This is a genomic window from Salinimicrobium soli, from assembly GCF_048323655.1.
Taxonomy (GTDB): Bacteria; Bacteroidota; Bacteroidia; order Flavobacteriales; family Flavobacteriaceae; genus Salinimicrobium; species Salinimicrobium soli.
In genome coordinates this window covers 23,086-39,063 of sequence record NZ_JBLUWW010000003.1, presented here as the reverse complement: position 1 = coordinate 39,063, position 15,978 = coordinate 23,086, and the positions used below count along the sequence as shown (strand labels likewise).

Sequence of the window (15,978 nt, the reverse complement as noted above, 5' to 3'; positions counted from 1 at the left end):
GACATGAAAACAGCATATATAGTTAAAGCTTACAGAACCGCAGTGGGAAAAGCACCTCGCGGAGTGTTCAGGTTTAAAAGACCTGATGAGCTTGCGGCGGAAACCATTCAGTACATGATGGAGAAACTGCCCGAATTTGATAAGAAAAGGATCGATGACGTTATTGTTGGTAACGCCATGCCCGAAGCAGAACAAGGACTGAACGTGGGTAGATTCATTTCACTTATGGGGCTGAACATTAAAGATGTTCCCGGAATGACCGTGAATAGATACTGTGCTTCAGGTCTTGAAACTATTGCTATAGCAACTTCCAAGATCCAGAGTGGAATGGCTGACTGTATCATTGCAGGAGGAGCTGAGAGTATGAGTTATATCCCCATGGGAGGTTATAAACCGGTTCCCGATTACAAACTGGCTAAAGAAGGTCACGAAGATTATTACTGGGGAATGGGATTAACTGCGGAAGCAGTTGCTAAAAAATATAAAGTTAATAGGGAAGATCAGGATGAGTTTGCCTTCAACTCCCACCAAAAAGCATTGAAGGCTCAGGCAGAAGATCGTTTCCAAGACCAGATCGTTCCAATTAAGGTGGACCAAACCTATGTGGACGAAAACGGAAAAAAACAGACCCGATCATACACTGTGAACAAGGATGAAGGTCCCCGCGCAGATACTTCTAAAGAAGTTTTGGCAAAATTAAGACCTGTTTTTGAAGAAGGAGGAACTGTTACCGCCGGTAACTCGTCACAAATGAGTGATGGAGCTGCCTTTGTAATGGTCATGAGTGAAGAAATGGTCAAGGAACTGAATCTTGAGCCAATCGCCCGTCTTGTAAGTTACGCCGCTGTTGGTGTAGAACCAAGAATCATGGGAATTGGACCTGTAGATGCTATTCCAAAAGCAGTTAAACAGGCTGGTCTACAATTAAATGACATCGAATTAATAGAGCTGAATGAAGCATTTGCTTCTCAGTCTTTAGCTGTTATAAGAGAACTTGGACTGGATCCCGACAGATTGAATCCTAATGGTGGTGCCATTTCCATGGGTCATCCTTTAGGTTGTACCGGAGCAAAACTCTCGGTTCAGATCTTCGATGAAATGCGCAAACGCGAACTTAAAAACAAATATGCGATGGTAACCATGTGCGTAGGTACGGGACAGGGAGCTGCGGGAGTTTATGAATTTCTGTCGTAAAAAAGAACCACGAGATAAGAATCAAGAGACAAGACAGAGAAAGTGGGTAGACACAATTTCAAAAAATTGAAAATTTGGCAGGAAGGAATGGACCTGGTAAAAGACACCTACTTAATGACCAAAATGTTTCCGGAAATTGAGAGATTTAATTTAGTAACGCAATTAATAAGATGTGCAGTTTCCATTCCCTCTAATATTGCAGAAGGGACAAGCAAAAGAACAGACAAACATTTTATTCAATATTTGGATAGCAGCTTAGGTTCTGCATTTGAGTGGGAAACTCAACTAATTGTCGCATTTACTGAAGGTTATATTAAAGAAGATCATTTTAGAGAAATGGAAATGAAAGTTCAAAAACTTCAAAAAATGATCTCAGGCTTTCTTGACGGCCTTGACAATAAACCTGCATCGTGATCTTGGTTCTTGATTCTGAGATCTTGACTCTATATTAAAAAAATAATAAAACTAATACTACATATACAATGAGCACTGAAACAGAAAATAAAAAGAAAGACCTTATTCGGGGGGGACAATTCCTGGTGAAGGAAACTAAGGCCGAAGACGTTTTCACTCCTGAAGATTTTACCGAAGAACAACAAATGATGAAGGATTCGGTTAAAGAATTCGTCGACAGAGAAATTTGGCCGAAAAAAGAGGAGTTTGAAAAGAAAAATTACAAGCTTACAGAAGACCTCATGAGACAAGCTGGGGAAATGGGCTTTTTAGGAGTTTCTGTCCCCGAAGAATACGAGGGACTGGGAATGGGATTTGTAACGACTATGCTTGTTGTTGACTATATTTCTGGTGCTACAGGATCTTTCTCTACTGCTTTTGGAGCTCATACTGGTATTGGTACTTTGCCAATTACCCTTTACGGAACTGAGGAGCAAAAGAAAAAATACGTCCCTAAACTTGCTACAGGAGAATGGTTCGGTTCTTATGCCTTAACTGAACCGGGAGCAGGTAGTGATGCAAATTCAGGAAAAACCAAAGCGGTTCTTTCTGAAGATGGAAAGTATTACAGCATTACCGGTCAAAAAATGTGGATCTCCAATGCCGGTTTCTGTAATTTGATGATCGTTTTCGCCAGAATTGAAGATGATAAGAACATTACCGGATTCATTGTAGAATACGATCCTGAAAATGGCATTTCCCTTGGGGAAGAAGAAAAGAAATTAGGTATCCACTCCTCTTCAACCCGTCAGGTTTTCTTCAATGAGACCAAAGTACCGGTAGAGAATATGCTTGCCGGAAGAGGAGATGGTTTCAAGATAGCCATGAATGCATTGAACGTAGGACGAATTAAACTGGCAGGTGCCTGTCTTGATGCCCAACGCAGAACAATTACAGAAGGTGTGAAATACGCCAATGAAAGAGTGCAGTTTAAAACTCCAATTGCTCAATTTGGAGCAATTAAATCAAAGTTGGCAGAAATGGCAACTTCGGCTTATGCCGGGGAGTCCGCTTGTTATCGTGCTGCCAAAGATATTGAGAGCAGGATCGAAATTCGCAAAGAAGAGGGTGGTTCACATCAGGAAGCAGAATTGAAAGGAGTTGAAGAATTCGCTATAGAATGTTCTATTCTGAAGGTTGCAGTATCTGAAGACATTCAGAATTGTACCGATGAGGGAATCCAGATCCTCGGGGGTATGGGATTCTCTGCCGATGCACCAATGGAATCAGCCTGGAGAGATGCGAGAATCGCAAGGATCTACGAAGGAACCAACGAGATCAACCGAATGCTTTCTGTAGGTATGCTTATCAAAAAAGCAATGAAAGGTCACGTTGATCTTTTAGGACCTGCTACCAAAGTAGCCGATGAACTAACTGGAATTCCATCTTTTGACACTCCTGATTATTCTGCCCTTTTTGCTGAAGAAAAGGAAATGATCGCTAAGTTGAAGAAAGTATTCTTAATGGTAGCGGGAAGCGCCGTCCAAAAATTCGGACCTCAACTGGAAGATCACCAGCAATTGTTATTAGCATCTGCTGACATTCTTATCGAGATCTACATGGCGGAATCTGCAATTCTGAGAGCTGAGAAAAACGCAAAACGTTTTGGAGAAGAGTCCCAACAGGAACAAATAGCAATGGCTAAACTATATCTTTACCATGCTGTTGATTTAGTTAACCAAAAAGCTAAAGAAGGAATAGTTTCTTTTGCTGAAGGCGATGAGCAACGAATGATGTTGATGGGCTTGAAGAGATTCACCAAGTATAACAATCAGCCTAACGTTGTGAAATTGAGAAATCTAATTGCTGATAAGGTGATCGAGGAAAATAAATATCCTTTCTAAAATTTAATTTGCATCTTTTAAATCTGAGGGCCACCTGATTAGGTGGCCTTTTTATTTTGATAAATTCTTAACAGCCTAATCCGGCCGCATTTTATAGCTTACAGGAGAACAGGTCAACCCTATACCTATATGGAACCTCTTACCCGCTATGTTATTTTCACCGTTCTGGCCCTCATGGCCGTTTATTTTCTGCTTTTCTTTTTGCTTAAAAAACTAGGTAAAGACCCCAATAATGTCTTACCACAGAACATAGCCGGTCGAATAAAAGTTCCCCTCATCGTTTTACTTCTGGCCATTGGTATTCAGGTAGGTCTCATAAACAGGCAGATAATAACAGGAGAATATTATGTCGGTCTCTTTCAACAGATTCGTTCCCTTATGCTGATCTTTAGTTTTGCCTGGTTCATTATTGTTGCCATACGAATAGCAAAAAATCAATTTCTGAAAAGTTTTGATGTAAAGACGGCTGATAATCTTAGAGCAAGAAAATTCTACACCCAGTTCAATATCATTGAACGGATCGCAGTTTTTGTGGTGGTCCTTTTTTCCATAGGTATAGCATTGCTCACCTTCGAAGGTGTGCAGGAGATTGGCGTAAGTTTACTTACCTCAGCCGGAATTGCAGGAATTATTTTGGGTCTTTCGGCTCAAAAAGTAATTGGAGCCATCCTGGCCGGCGTGCAGATCGCCATTGCCCAACCCATAAGAATAGACGATGTGGTGATCGTTGAAGGAGAATGGGGCCGGGTGGAAGAGATAAAACTCACCTACGTTGTGATCAATATCTGGGATAAGAGGCGGTTAGTCCTGCCCACCACCTATTTCATTGAAAAACCATTCCAAAACTGGACCCGTAATTCTTCTGATATTTTAGGAACAGTATATATCTACACTGATTATAATTTACCTATTGATGAACTTCGGAAAGAAATGACCCGCCTCCTCAATGCCACAGATCTCTGGGATGGAAAGGTTAATGTCGTCCAGGTGACAGACCTGACTGAAAAAACCATGGAAATAAGGGCTTTAATGAGCGCAGTTAATTCCCCCACCGCTTGGGACCTTCGGGTATACATTCGGGAGCACCTGGTAAAATTCATTCAGAAAAATTATCCCGAAAGCCTTCCGCAGTCAAGAGTGGTGCTTAAAGAAAATCATCCTCCTGAAGAAGAGTCGTAAGTCTTTCTTCCGTCGAAAGTCCATGAGAGAAATTCATGGCAGTTTCAATTAGCGCCAAATGCGAATACGCCTGTGGAAAATTCCCGAGTAAACTCTTGGTCTTAAAGTCGATATCTTCACTAAACAGCCCCAGGTGGTTACTGTAAGACAGGAGCTCATCAAACATAGCTATGGCTTTCTTGGTTTCCCCGATTTTGTAAAGGCTGTTGATCAACCAAAAAGTACAAATAGTAAAAGATGATGAAGGAATACCAAAATCGTCTTTGTTCTTATAGCGAAACATCAATCCCTCATGGCACAATTCCCGTTCTGTAGCTTTTACGGTACTTACAAATCTCGGATCTTTAGCCTTTATAAAACCATAGGTCTCCATTAATAAGGTGGAAGCATCAAGATCTTTAGAACCATAGGATTGGGTGTAAGCCTGCATCTCTTCATTCCATCCATTCTCATAAATGTCATCGTAGATCTCTTTTCTGAGCTCCTTCCATTTATCGGCTTTTATTCCGTGGCGGAGGATCTCTCCTATTTTGACAGCCCTGTCAACCGCTACCCAGCAAAGCAATTTTGAAAATGTAAAATGTCTTTCTTCGGTTCGAAATTCCCAGATCCCTTTATCGGGTTGTCGCCAATGTTCTTCAACGATACGCACAATTCCGCGTACCACGGTCCAGATCTCTTCACTGTTCTCAAGGGTGGTTTCGAACTGAAGGAACTGTTGATAGATCACCTCCATTAAAATTCCGTAGATATCGTTCTGCTTCTGAATATATGCAGCGTTCCCGATCCTTACCGGCTTAGAACCTTCATATCCATCCAGATGGGTAAGAATGTGTTCTGTGAGTTCCTTTTCCCCGTTGATCCCATACATGATCTGAAGTTTTTCATCCTTATCGGGAATAAGGCTGAGGATAAAATCCAGAAATTTGTGCGCAGATTCTCTATGACCGAGTCCGGCCATTACTTTGATCACCATGGAGGCATCCCTGATCCAGCAAAAACGATAATCCCAGTTCCTGACTTCTCCAATAGTTTCGGGAAGCGAGGTAGTAGCTGCAGCTAATACAGCCCCGGTCTTTTCATAACTCAGAGCCTTCAATACCAAAGCACTCCGGTTGATCACCTCATTATAATGCAGATACTGGGTAGATTCCACGCTCCAGTTCATCCAATAGGTCTTGGTGCGCTGAAATTTCAAATAAGCCCTATCCAGATTCTGTTCCCTTAATTTTTCATGGTATCCCATTAAAAAATAGGAATTCCCCATGAGAGTGATCTCCTCACCATTCTTCACGTCATCAAGCCCAAGATTTGTATAGAGATACAGGGAATCATATTTACCCTCTTTGGTGTAACTCTTAAGATAATAACGGTGATTTTCTGTATAGGTCTTTTCCCGTGCATAATCCAGTTTCGGATTATATTCTACACGTATCTTAGGTTGTCCCTTCAAGATCCTTATAAATCTTATCACATCTGGCGGGGCATAAAAAGTGCCGTTCTTTTCCTTATAACGTGGCATGAAATCAATGAGCTGAAAACCTGCATCTTCAGATTCAAAAGTGGTGCTTAACACATTGGTTTGCCAAAGGTATTTTTGATCAATTGTGTAGCTGTCATCCACAACTATTTTAAAATGTCCGCCTTTTTCTTCATCCAACAACCTGGCAAAGACAGAAGCTGAATCAAAACTGGGCAGACAACACCAGTCCAGTGAGCCATTTTTGGATATCAACGCTGCACTTTTACAGTTTCCTATCATGCCATAATCTAACGTCCTCATAAGTCTTAAAGTTCTTTTAAAATGGTGGTCTCCCTCTTTAAAATTTCGGAAATTTAAGGAAAATGAATTAGATAGAACGCGCTGAAAAATCATTATGGGCAAAACAATAATTATCTCAAATCGCCTACCCTTGCAAATAAACATTTCCGATAACAAAATTGAAGTCACACCCAGTGTTGGTGGTCTGGCTACCGGTCTTAAATCCTTCCACCAGGAAGGGGATAGTATTTGGATTGGCTGGACCGGGCTTTCTTCGGAAGAAATTCCCGAAGATCTCCAGGACGAAGTGGAGAAAAAAGCAATGGAACAAAATTGTGTTCCTGTCTCCCTCACTACTGATGAAATAGAAAGATTCTATTATGGTTTTAGCAATAGGACCATTTGGCCACTTTTTCATTATTTCATGGAATACACCGAATTTCAACCCGAGCATTGGGAAGGTTATAAGACGGTGAATAAAAAATATTGCGAGGCAGTGGTGGAACGCTTAGACGATGGGGATACAGTGTGGGTCCACGATTATCAATTGTTATTACTCCCTGAAATGATCAGAAAAAAGAAGCCCAATGTTACCATTGGCTTTTTTAATCACATCCCTTTTCCTTCTTATGAAGTGTTTCGAACCCTACCGTGGAGGGAGGAAATTCTTCGCGGCATGCTGGGTTCAGATCTTATCGGGTTTCACACTTATGACTATGAAAGACATTTCTTAAGATCGGTGAACCGCATTCTGCGCCATGATATAAACTTTAATTCTGTAAACATTGGGAACAGGATCGTAAAATCTGATTCCTTTCCCATGGGAATCGATTATAACAAATTTCGAGATGCAGCTTTGGAACATCGCACGAAGCCGCGTAGTGAGAATACAGATATTCAGAAGAAACTTGACTATCACAAATACGTCACCCGTAACACCAAGCTTATTCTCTCTATAGACCGCTTGGATTATACCAAAGGAATTGCGAACCGTATCAGAGCTTATGGTTATTTCCTCGAAAAATATCCGGAATATCAGGAAAAGGTAAGACTGATCATGCTGGCTGTACCTTCCAGAACTAATGTTCCGCAGTATCAGCTGCTTAAAAAGGAAGTGGATGAACTTGTGGGAAGGATCAACGGAAAATTTGCAACCGTGAACTGGACTCCAATTTGGTATTTCTACAGGTCAATGCCCTTTGAAAATTTGATCGATCTGTATTGTTCGAGTGAAGTGGCCCTTATCACTCCTACGCGTGATGGAATGAATCTCGTGGCCAAGGAATATATATCTACCAGAATTGATAATACGGGAGTCCTTATTCTGAGTGAAATGGCCGGTGCGGCCCACGAACTGAACGAGGCATTGATAATTAATCCAAATAATTTCGAACAAATTGTTGACACTATAAAGCAGGCCCTTGAGATGCCTGAAGAAGAACAAATACGAAGAAACAAGGTGCTTCAAAGAAGGTTAAAACGCTATAGTGTCGAAAAATGGGCAGAAGACTTTATGACAAATCTGAAAAATACACGTAAAACACGTAAGGCCTTTAAAACGATTCAGCTAACAGAGAACATCAAAAAAGACCTTTTTGACAAGTATAATTCGGCACAGCGCAGAATATTATTCCTCGACTACGATGGCACCCTCGTAAATTTTGTAGACAAACCAGAAGATGCAAAACCGGATGAGGAATTGAAGGAGTTGATCAACAAACTTGGGCAACAGGAAAACACCAGGGTGGTCATGATTAGCGGCCGGGATAAGGAGACATTGGGGAGCTGGTGGAAAAGTATTCCCATAGAATTAATTGCCGAACATGGGGTATGGCTCCGACCAGTTGGGGAAGAATGGCAGCTTTCAGAAAACCTCAACAATAGCTGGATGAAAACAATCCGACCCGTTCTGGAAACTTTCGTGGACCGCACTCCAGGAACTTTTATTGAAGAAAAGAACTATTCCCTCGCATGGCATTTTAGGAAGGCCAATCCTGAACTGGGCGAAGTGCGAGCCAATGAACTCTCCAATGTTTTGAGGGATATGATCTCCAACCATGGCTTGAGTGTACTGCAGGGAAATAAGGTTCTGGAGATCAAAAATAGTGGTGTAAATAAAGGTAAAGCCGCCAACAAAAGGTTAACCGAAAAATACGCCTTCATTTTTGCCATTGGAGATGACTGGACAGATGAATATTTATTTTCTGAACTCCCAGATTATGCCACAACAGTAAAAGTGGGAATGAACAAAACCGATGCTAAATATTATTTAGAGAATGTAGAACAGGTAAGGGAGTTGCTGGAAGAATTTGCGAGTCTTACCCATTAAAGGGCTTACTTGTTAAAAATGAGTGAATTCTACTAAAATTTTAATTATACCTTAACTACGTAATCCCCTACAAAACCTCAATTTTGAAGTATCTTAGAGCATTGCTAAAACAGAAAATCTAACTTTAAAACAATTAAAATGAAAGCAGGAAAAATATTATTAGGCATCCTTTCAGGAGCTGCTGCTGGTGCGGCACTCGGTATGCTATTTGCGCCAAAAAAAGGTAAAGAAACCCGTAAACAAATTGCTGAAAAGAGCAATGAGTATATGTATGACACAAAAAGCAAATTCAATGATTTAGCTGATAATCTTTCACATAAATATGATTCTGTTAAATCTAAAGTAAGAGGATCGTCTAAAAAAGTTCAGGCTAAGATGGATGGAGATGATAAGATCATCTATTAAGCTTCGGACTAAAGTCTTTGAAAAAGCTGCTGTAAAGCAGCTTTTCTTTTTTTTTCAAAATTCACTACTTTGGAAAACCAAAAAAAATAAAATGAGTAAAACGTTCATCGCCCCGCTAATTTTTCTTTTTTCTTTTGCTTTAACCGCTCAGGAAAAAGCTCCACCGCAAGTTGATCTTCGGCTATATGACATAGTTGATGCTGTTTCTGCAGATAGTATTAAAGCAGATATTACAAAACTTGTGAGCTTCGGAACACGTAACACCTTTAGTGATACCGTTTCCAAAACACGGGGCATAGGCGCTGCCCGTCGATTTATAAAATCGGAATTCGACCAGCTTTCCAAAAAGTGTAATAACTGTCTCGATGTTTTTTATCAAAAGGATTTTGTCACAAAAGAAGGAAACGACCGGGTTCCAAAAGACGCCTGGGTAGTGAACGTTGTGGCTGTGCAAAAAGGGAAAAAATTTCCGAACCGCTATATCATCATGAGTGGGGACATTGATTCCCGCGCCAGTAATACGATGGATTTCACCACAGATGCTCCCGGGGCCAATGACAATGCCAGTGGAATGGCAGGAGTAATGGAAGCTGCCAGGGTTCTTTCCAAATATGAATTCGACAGTAGCATAATTTATCTGGGACTGTCAGGGGAAGAACAAGGCCTTTTTGGAGGAAAAGGATTTGCTGAAATGGCTAAAGATAAAGGTTGGGACATCATTGGGGTGCTTAACAATGACATGATAGGAAATATCAAAGGAGTTGACGGAGTAATCGATAATCGTACTTTCCGGATCTTTTCTGAACCGGTTCCTCCTACCGAAACGGAGCGAGAAAGAACTATGAGAAGATTTTACGGAGGAGAAGTAGACGGTATTTCCCGGCAATTAGCGCGGTATGTTCACAAAACCACCGAAACCTATATGCCGGAAATGAACCCGATGATGGTCTACCGGTTGGACCGGTTTGGTCGTGGCGGACATCATCGCCCGTTCAATGACCTTGGTTTTGCAGGTATCCGTATCATGGAAGCCCACGAAAACTATAACCAGCAGCACCAGGATATTCGTACAGAGAACGGTATTGAATATGGTGATGTGCTAAAACACGTGAATTTCGACTACGCTAAAAAATTGACAGCTGTTAATGCAATTAACCTGGCAGCATTAGCGTGGGCACCACCGGCACCAGAAAATGTGGCTATTGGTGGTATTGTAGAACCTTCGGCTAAATTAAAATGGAAAAAGGCTGGTGGAGATGACGTTGCGGGCTATAAGATCTACTGGCGCGATACTACCAATCCGCAGTGGCAATATTCCCGATATGTAGGTGATGTTGATCATTATACCCTGGATGGAATAGTAATCGATAATTACTTTTTTGGAGTAGCCGCCGTTGGAAAAAATGGCAATGAAAGCATGGTTGTCTTTCCTTCTGAAACCTTCAGGGACTAAACATAAATTCAAAACAAAAAAGAAGATAGGGATCCTAAACGATCCCTATTTTTTTTGAGTGATCAATGGCTTTTCCGCTTTCGTCAAAATAACAGGTGGCAACACCAAGATCTTCAATGTTCTGGAGAACTTCCTGTACTTTACGCTTCTGTCGGCGAGAAGTTTGCCTTATATAGATCGCTTTAATATTCTTCGGAAATATTTTACAGATCCGTTCGTAAAGGTGCGGATCCTGCTGAGAATCATCTCCCATCAATACATACTGAAGGTGGGGATAAAAAGAAACAATATCCTTGATCTTTATAAATTTATGGTCGTGCCCTCCCCTTCCGGTAAAAAGAAAATCGGCCAGGCCCGTCTTGATCTTTTTCAGCTTAATGATGGCTTTGGGTAACTCATGCATTCTGGCAAACTGAAGTATGAACTGGTAGAGATTCCATTCGCTGCTGGACACATAGAAGAAGGAATTAAATGCTCCTTCTTCCTCCTGTCCTGCCCGGCTCAAAGCCTGGTAGTGTGGCACCACATCATCATAGATCTCCCTGTTATTGATGTTTTGAGTGAGTATTACATAAAGTTTCTTGAAAATATTATTTGTGTGGGAGATAAGAAAGGTGTCATCAATATCAGAAATTATTCCCAGCTTACTTTTAAAGGGCTTTAGCAGCTCCCCCTGCTCCACTATTCCTTTCCCATTGATATAACATGAAACTGAATATTTATGCCAGCCACTTTCGAGAAATACATTATACGGAATAGTAAACCTGAAGTAACCATCATCAAGGGTCTTTGTGGTAACAGTCAGATCTTTGAATTTAAGGGTGATCTTCACATTTTTAATGGGATCAATGGTGAACATCTTTATAACCGATTTTGCATGTCTGTATCCCCTGCGATCAATTTCATACTTATCGGGAGCCCAGGAACTAAAAACATGACCAAAAACAATTAGCTCCTGGTCATTTACATAGCCCCGATATAATTTGATATCTAACTTCATATTTAGATTTCATTAACTGACAATCCTTCCCAAAATACTTAATTTTAGCAACAAGCTAAAGCAGAATGTCCACAAATAAAAGGGTTTTACTGGTTGTCAACCCCATATCAGGCGGAAAAGACAAAACACCAATCATTGATCATATTACAAAAAGGTTAGAAGAGGAAAAAAAGGAACTCCGTATTTACAGGACCACCGGGGAAAGGGATAAGGAGGAACTCAGAGAGATCATTGAAGATTATGAGCCACACCGGATCCTTATTGTCGCCGGTGACGGAACGATTAAACTCGTCGCGGAGATCCTTAAATCTGACGCTGTTCCCCTCGGAATATTTCCGGCAGGTTCTGCCAATGGTTTGGCTGCAAACCTCGACCTCCCGTCAAATACCAAAGAACTTACTGATATTGCCCTCAGCGATAATTTCGTTTTACTGGACACTATCATGATCAACCATGAATTGTGTATCCACATTAGCGATATAGGATTAAACGCTGCTCTCATCAAAAATTATGAAGAAGGAAACATCAGGGGTAAACTGGGATATTTCATTCAAACTATTCCTACTTTGATGAAGAGCAATTTCCCATTCCAATTTAAAATTGACAATAAAGGCACTACTCTGGAACGCCAGGCAGTGTTACTGGCGATAGCCAATGCTCGAAAGTATGGGACAGGCTCTACAATCAATCCTCATGGAAGCTATGATGATGGTAAATTTGAAGTGCTGGTCTTCAAGGAAGTTAATTTCTCAGAAATTTTAAAAACTTTCTCCGAAAATGCGGAGTTGAGTAAAGATTTCGTAGAGATCTTTTCAGCTTCCGAAGTGAGTATTGAATGCGATAGGAATATTCCTTTTCAAATAGATGGAGAATACCGTGGAGAGGTGAGAAAGGTACATGCTGAGATCTCTCCCATCAAAATAAAAATTGCAGTTCCCCAAAAAAAAGCCACTTTTTAGTTAATCTTCTAACAAAACTTTAGCAAACATCCCTTTTTAATGCTTAATTAACAATACTTTAGGCTGGCATTATTTAAAAAGGGAGGCATAATCTGTAAATTAGGGTTAATTAATAATCTAACTGAAAACTATAAAAAACTCTAATTATGGCAGAAATCAAGATTGAAAAGAAAAAACCAATTTGGCCGTGGATCATCCTGGTCCTCGTCATTTTGGCGTTGTTATACTTTCTGGTGTTTGCAGATGACGATGATGACATGGATGACATGGACGACGTGACTACCGAGCAAGTAGAAGAAGAAACTGCCTGGGATGACGAAAATGACACTACCACCTGGGACGATGAGTCTGAAGACGCGTGGGATGATGAGTCTGATACTCTTGCGGGAACTGCAGCGGTTTCAGGTTATTTGGCTTACGTAGCTGACAAATCAAAAATGGGTGTAGATCATGAGTATACTAATAAAGCTTTGATGGAACTCATGAAGGCAATTCAGGCTAAAGCCAACGAGATGAACTATGATATTTCTGCAGACATGCAGGCGGTGAAGCAGGATATTCAAAAGATCGAAAAAGATCCAACTGCTTTATCACACGCGAACACTATCAAAAGTGCTGGCCAAAAATTGGCTAATGTCCTTGAAAAAATGCAGAAACAAAAGTATCCTGATCTGTCCCAGGACGTTCAGGAAGTAAAGACTGCCGCCAGTAACATTCAGGGATCTGTGCAGACTTTAGAACAAAAAGATCAAATAAATAAGTTTTTTGACGAGGCAGCCGATGTCTTGAGAAAAATGAGCTAAAAAAAGAAAAATTATGACAGATAAAGATAAAAGACACTTGTATTATTTGGATGAACTATCAGATTATAAAGTTGATAGCGATGATCCGGATGTAAGAGGATGGGAAGTGAAGGATGCAGACAACCGTGTAATTGGTAAAGTAGACAATCTTCTGGTCAATAAAGAGAAGAAAAGAGTGGTTTACCTGGACGTGGAAGTAGATAAATCTATTATCGACGCCAATCATAAACCTTATGGGAAACCCGCCTCTGGAGATGTACACGAATTCATTAATAAAGATGGTGAAAACCATCTGATCATCCCTATTGGGCTGGCTCATTTAAATACCGATGAGAAATTTGTCTATACGAACAGAGTCAACCATGAAACATTTGCTGAGACCAAACGAATGGAGAAAGGCGCACCTGTTCACAGGGATTATGAAGTGGTAGTAATAGAAACTTATAACCGGGATCTTACTGAAGAGGAAAGAGCTGAGCGAAACCGTAAGGCTACCATCTCTAACGATGATTCTGAATTTTATGATCGTCCGGAATTTGACCGGACCAAGGATAGACACAAAAGGTAACCTAATACGCCTTTTTAGAACAGAAGGGAATCCCGTATGGGTTTCCCTTTTTTCAATTAATAATTTCTGAAGTATGAATTATTCAAAAGTAACTTTTTTAAACGCTGAAGGAAATGAGCTTTCAGGATACCTGGAACTTCCTTTGAACCAGGAACCTCATAGTTTTGTCCTTTTTGCCCATTGCTTCACCTGCAATAAGAATTTCTTTGCGGTCAAAAATATTGCCCGTTCCCTTTCAAAAAATGGATACGGAGTACTGCGCTTCGACTTCACCGGGTTGGGTGAGAGTGAAGGGGATTTTTCAGACACCAATTTCTCCGGAAATGTAGAAGATCTCATAGCTGCAGCCGATTTTCTGAAGAAAGAGCACCAGGCGCCCGAGCTATTGATCGGGCATTCTTTGGGCGGCCCCGCTGTGATCTTTGCCGCGGAAAAGATTCCGTCAGTAACAGCAGTGGCTACCATCAATGCTCCTTCCTCTCCAGATCATGTTCGACACGTATTCAAGGATGACCTTTCTGAAATAAAGGAGAAAGGGCTGGCCACGGTAAATGTGGGTGGTAGGGATTTCACGATAAAAGAACATTTTGTGGAAGATCTTAATACCAAAGAACTTAAAAACCTGGTGAAGGATCTTTCGGTTGCTCTTCTAATACTTCATTCACCTCAGGACCCTATCGTGGAAATAAAAAATGCCGAAGAGTTGTATCTAGCCGCTAAACACCCAAAAAGTTTTGTCTCCCTTGACGGGGCTGACCATTTGCTGACAAAAACATCAGACTCTCAATATGCTGGAGAAGTTATTGCGGCCTGGGCCACGAGGTATCTCAGTATACCTGAACAGGACGAGATCTCCACACTACACGAAGTGGTAGCCAACCTGGGAGAAGAAGGTTTCACAACCCAAATGAAGGCCGGCAAACATTACTTTATTGCCGACGAACCCGAAAAAGTTGGAGGAAATAATTTTGGCCCTTCCCCCTACGACTTTCTTTCGGCTGGATTAGCTGCCTGTACCTCTATGACCATTCAAATGTATGCCCGTCGCAAAAAATGGCCTCTCAAAAATGTACAAACCCACGTCAATCATCATAAAACCCATGCCGACGATTGTGAGAACTGTGAGCGAAACACTTCTAAAATAGATGTATTTGACAGGGAAATAGTTCTTGAAGGAAACCTGGATGAAGCTCAACAGGAAAGGATCCTTGAGATAGCCGATAAATGTCCTGTCCACCGAACAATAAGCAATAAAGTCACAATTAAAACCGCTCTCAAAAAGTCCTGAAAAAGCTTGCTTTTGTTAAGCTGGACTTAATTTTTTGCCAGTAGCAGGCATTCTGTCTAATTTAGTAGCACTAACTATAACAATTACAAAATGAAACGAATTTTTTTATCAGGAATCTTAACACTGGCCTTTGTCTTCACCGGTTGTAAAAATGAAAATACAACAGCTGAAGAACGGGTGGATGAGAATACAAATCTTACTCAGGAAGATTCAGACATGATGATGGAGGAAGAAGAGGAAGTCAAAGAAATTACTGTACAATTCCAGGCTAAAAGTGGCAGCACCCTTTCAGGTAACGTTACCTTTATGGAAGAAGATGGAGAAGTTACTATGAACGCTAAGTTCTCCGGACTGAAGGAAGGAATGCATGCCATTCACCTTCATGAAAAAGGAGATTGCTCTGCTGATGATGGAACTTCTGCAGGGGGACACTGGAACCCATCTAATAAGCAACATGGAGAATGGGGAAGCGCTAAGGGGTACCATAGCGGAGACATTGGTAACTTTGACGTGAATGCAGAAGGAAAAGGAAGCATCACTTTCACCACAGATGAATGGTGTATTGGTTGCGACGATGCCAGTAAGGACATTTTAGGTAAGTCAGTGATCGTACACGAGGGGGTAGATGATTTTTCATCTCAACCAAGTGGTGCTGCAGGAAAAAGAATAGGTTGCGCAGTGATCAATATGTAATAAGAAGAATTTAAATATTGTAAAAGCGGCTTTTTAAAGCCGCTTTTT

The 15,978-nt window shown here is 41.0% G+C and carries 14 protein-coding genes; 12 read left to right on the top strand and 2 right to left on the bottom strand.

The genetic code is table 11. The features are described 5' to 3' along the window. Positions 1–3: 3 nt before the first annotated feature. The 4 genes from ACNORC_RS09625 (at position 4) to ACNORC_RS09610 (ending at position 4,670) form a co-directional block, all read left to right on the top strand. The gene (locus ACNORC_RS09625; protein ID WP_418335429.1) at positions 4–1,194 is read left to right on the top strand and encodes an acetyl-CoA C-acyltransferase; all 1,191 of its coding nucleotides are present in this window, start codon (positions 4–6) and stop codon (positions 1,192–1,194) included. A 42-nt stretch (positions 1,195–1,236) separates the two neighbouring features. Next, a complete protein-coding gene (locus ACNORC_RS09620) occupies positions 1,237–1,608 on the top strand; it encodes a four helix bundle protein (protein WP_418335428.1) in 372 nt (123 codons plus the stop codon). Positions 1,609–1,676: 68 nt separating this feature from the next. Next, a complete protein-coding gene (locus tag ACNORC_RS09615) occupies positions 1,677–3,491 on the top strand; it encodes an acyl-CoA dehydrogenase FadE (protein ID WP_418335427.1) in 1,815 nt (604 codons plus the stop codon). Between the two features lie 129 nt (positions 3,492–3,620). Beyond that, complete coding sequence (locus ACNORC_RS09610; RefSeq protein WP_418335426.1) at positions 3,621–4,670, top strand: mechanosensitive ion channel family protein; 1,050 nt, start codon at positions 3,621–3,623, stop codon at positions 4,668–4,670. Here the strand turns inward: ACNORC_RS09610 and ACNORC_RS09605 are convergent. Next, positions 4,636–6,453 carry a glycoside hydrolase family 15 protein gene (locus ACNORC_RS09605; protein WP_418335425.1) on the bottom strand — a complete coding sequence of 606 codons (1,818 nt, stop codon included), beginning with the start codon at positions 6,451–6,453 and terminating at the stop codon, positions 4,636–4,638. The genes ACNORC_RS09610 and ACNORC_RS09605 overlap by 35 nt on opposite strands. A gap of 94 nt (positions 6,454–6,547) precedes the next feature. On the opposite strand from ACNORC_RS09605, the gene ACNORC_RS09600 reads away from it, so the two are divergent. The 3 genes from ACNORC_RS09600 (at position 6,548) to ACNORC_RS09590 (ending at position 10,619) form a co-directional block, all read left to right on the top strand. Continuing rightward, on the top strand, positions 6,548–8,761 hold the full coding sequence (locus tag ACNORC_RS09600) for a bifunctional alpha,alpha-trehalose-phosphate synthase (UDP-forming)/trehalose-phosphatase (protein ID WP_418335424.1): 2,214 nt from the start codon (positions 6,548–6,550) through the stop codon (positions 8,759–8,761). A 138-nt stretch (positions 8,762–8,899) separates the two neighbouring features. Further along, positions 8,900–9,166 (top strand): YtxH domain-containing protein, encoded by a 267-nt coding sequence (locus tag ACNORC_RS09595; protein WP_418335423.1) that lies wholly within the window; start codon positions 8,900–8,902, stop codon positions 9,164–9,166. Between the two features lie 91 nt (positions 9,167–9,257). Then, entirely contained in the window at positions 9,258–10,619 is a 1,362-nt protein-coding gene (locus ACNORC_RS09590; protein WP_418335422.1) for a M28 family peptidase, read from the top strand. Positions 10,620–10,653: 34 nt separating this feature from the next. On the opposite strand, the gene ACNORC_RS09585 is transcribed toward ACNORC_RS09590, so the two are convergent. Next, a complete protein-coding gene (locus ACNORC_RS09585; RefSeq protein ID WP_418335421.1) occupies positions 10,654–11,619 on the bottom strand; it encodes an App1 family protein phosphatidate phosphatase in 966 nt (321 codons plus the stop codon). A 65-nt stretch (positions 11,620–11,684) separates the two neighbouring features. Between ACNORC_RS09585 and ACNORC_RS09580 the strand changes: the two genes are divergently transcribed. The 5 genes from ACNORC_RS09580 to ACNORC_RS09560 all read left to right on the top strand — a co-directional run bounded on the left by ACNORC_RS09580 (position 11,685) and on the right by ACNORC_RS09560 (position 15,930). Next, the gene (locus tag ACNORC_RS09580) at positions 11,685–12,578 is read left to right on the top strand and encodes a diacylglycerol/lipid kinase family protein (protein ID WP_418335420.1); all 894 of its coding nucleotides are present in this window, start codon (positions 11,685–11,687) and stop codon (positions 12,576–12,578) included. A gap of 146 nt (positions 12,579–12,724) precedes the next feature. Then, entirely contained in the window at positions 12,725–13,381 is a 657-nt protein-coding gene (locus ACNORC_RS09575; RefSeq protein WP_418335419.1) for a hypothetical protein, read from the top strand. A 13-nt stretch (positions 13,382–13,394) separates the two neighbouring features. Then, positions 13,395–13,949 carry a PRC-barrel domain-containing protein gene (locus ACNORC_RS09570; protein WP_418335418.1) on the top strand — a complete coding sequence of 185 codons (555 nt, stop codon included), beginning with the start codon at positions 13,395–13,397 and terminating at the stop codon, positions 13,947–13,949. Between the two features lie 73 nt (positions 13,950–14,022). Then, complete coding sequence (locus ACNORC_RS09565; protein ID WP_418335417.1) at positions 14,023–15,237, top strand: bifunctional alpha/beta hydrolase/OsmC family protein; 1,215 nt, start codon at positions 14,023–14,025, stop codon at positions 15,235–15,237. 90 nt (positions 15,238–15,327) lie between these two features. After that, positions 15,328–15,930, top strand: a complete 603-nt coding sequence (locus ACNORC_RS09560) for a superoxide dismutase family protein (protein ID WP_418335416.1) — start codon at positions 15,328–15,330, stop codon at positions 15,928–15,930. Positions 15,931–15,978: the final 48 nt, after the last annotated feature.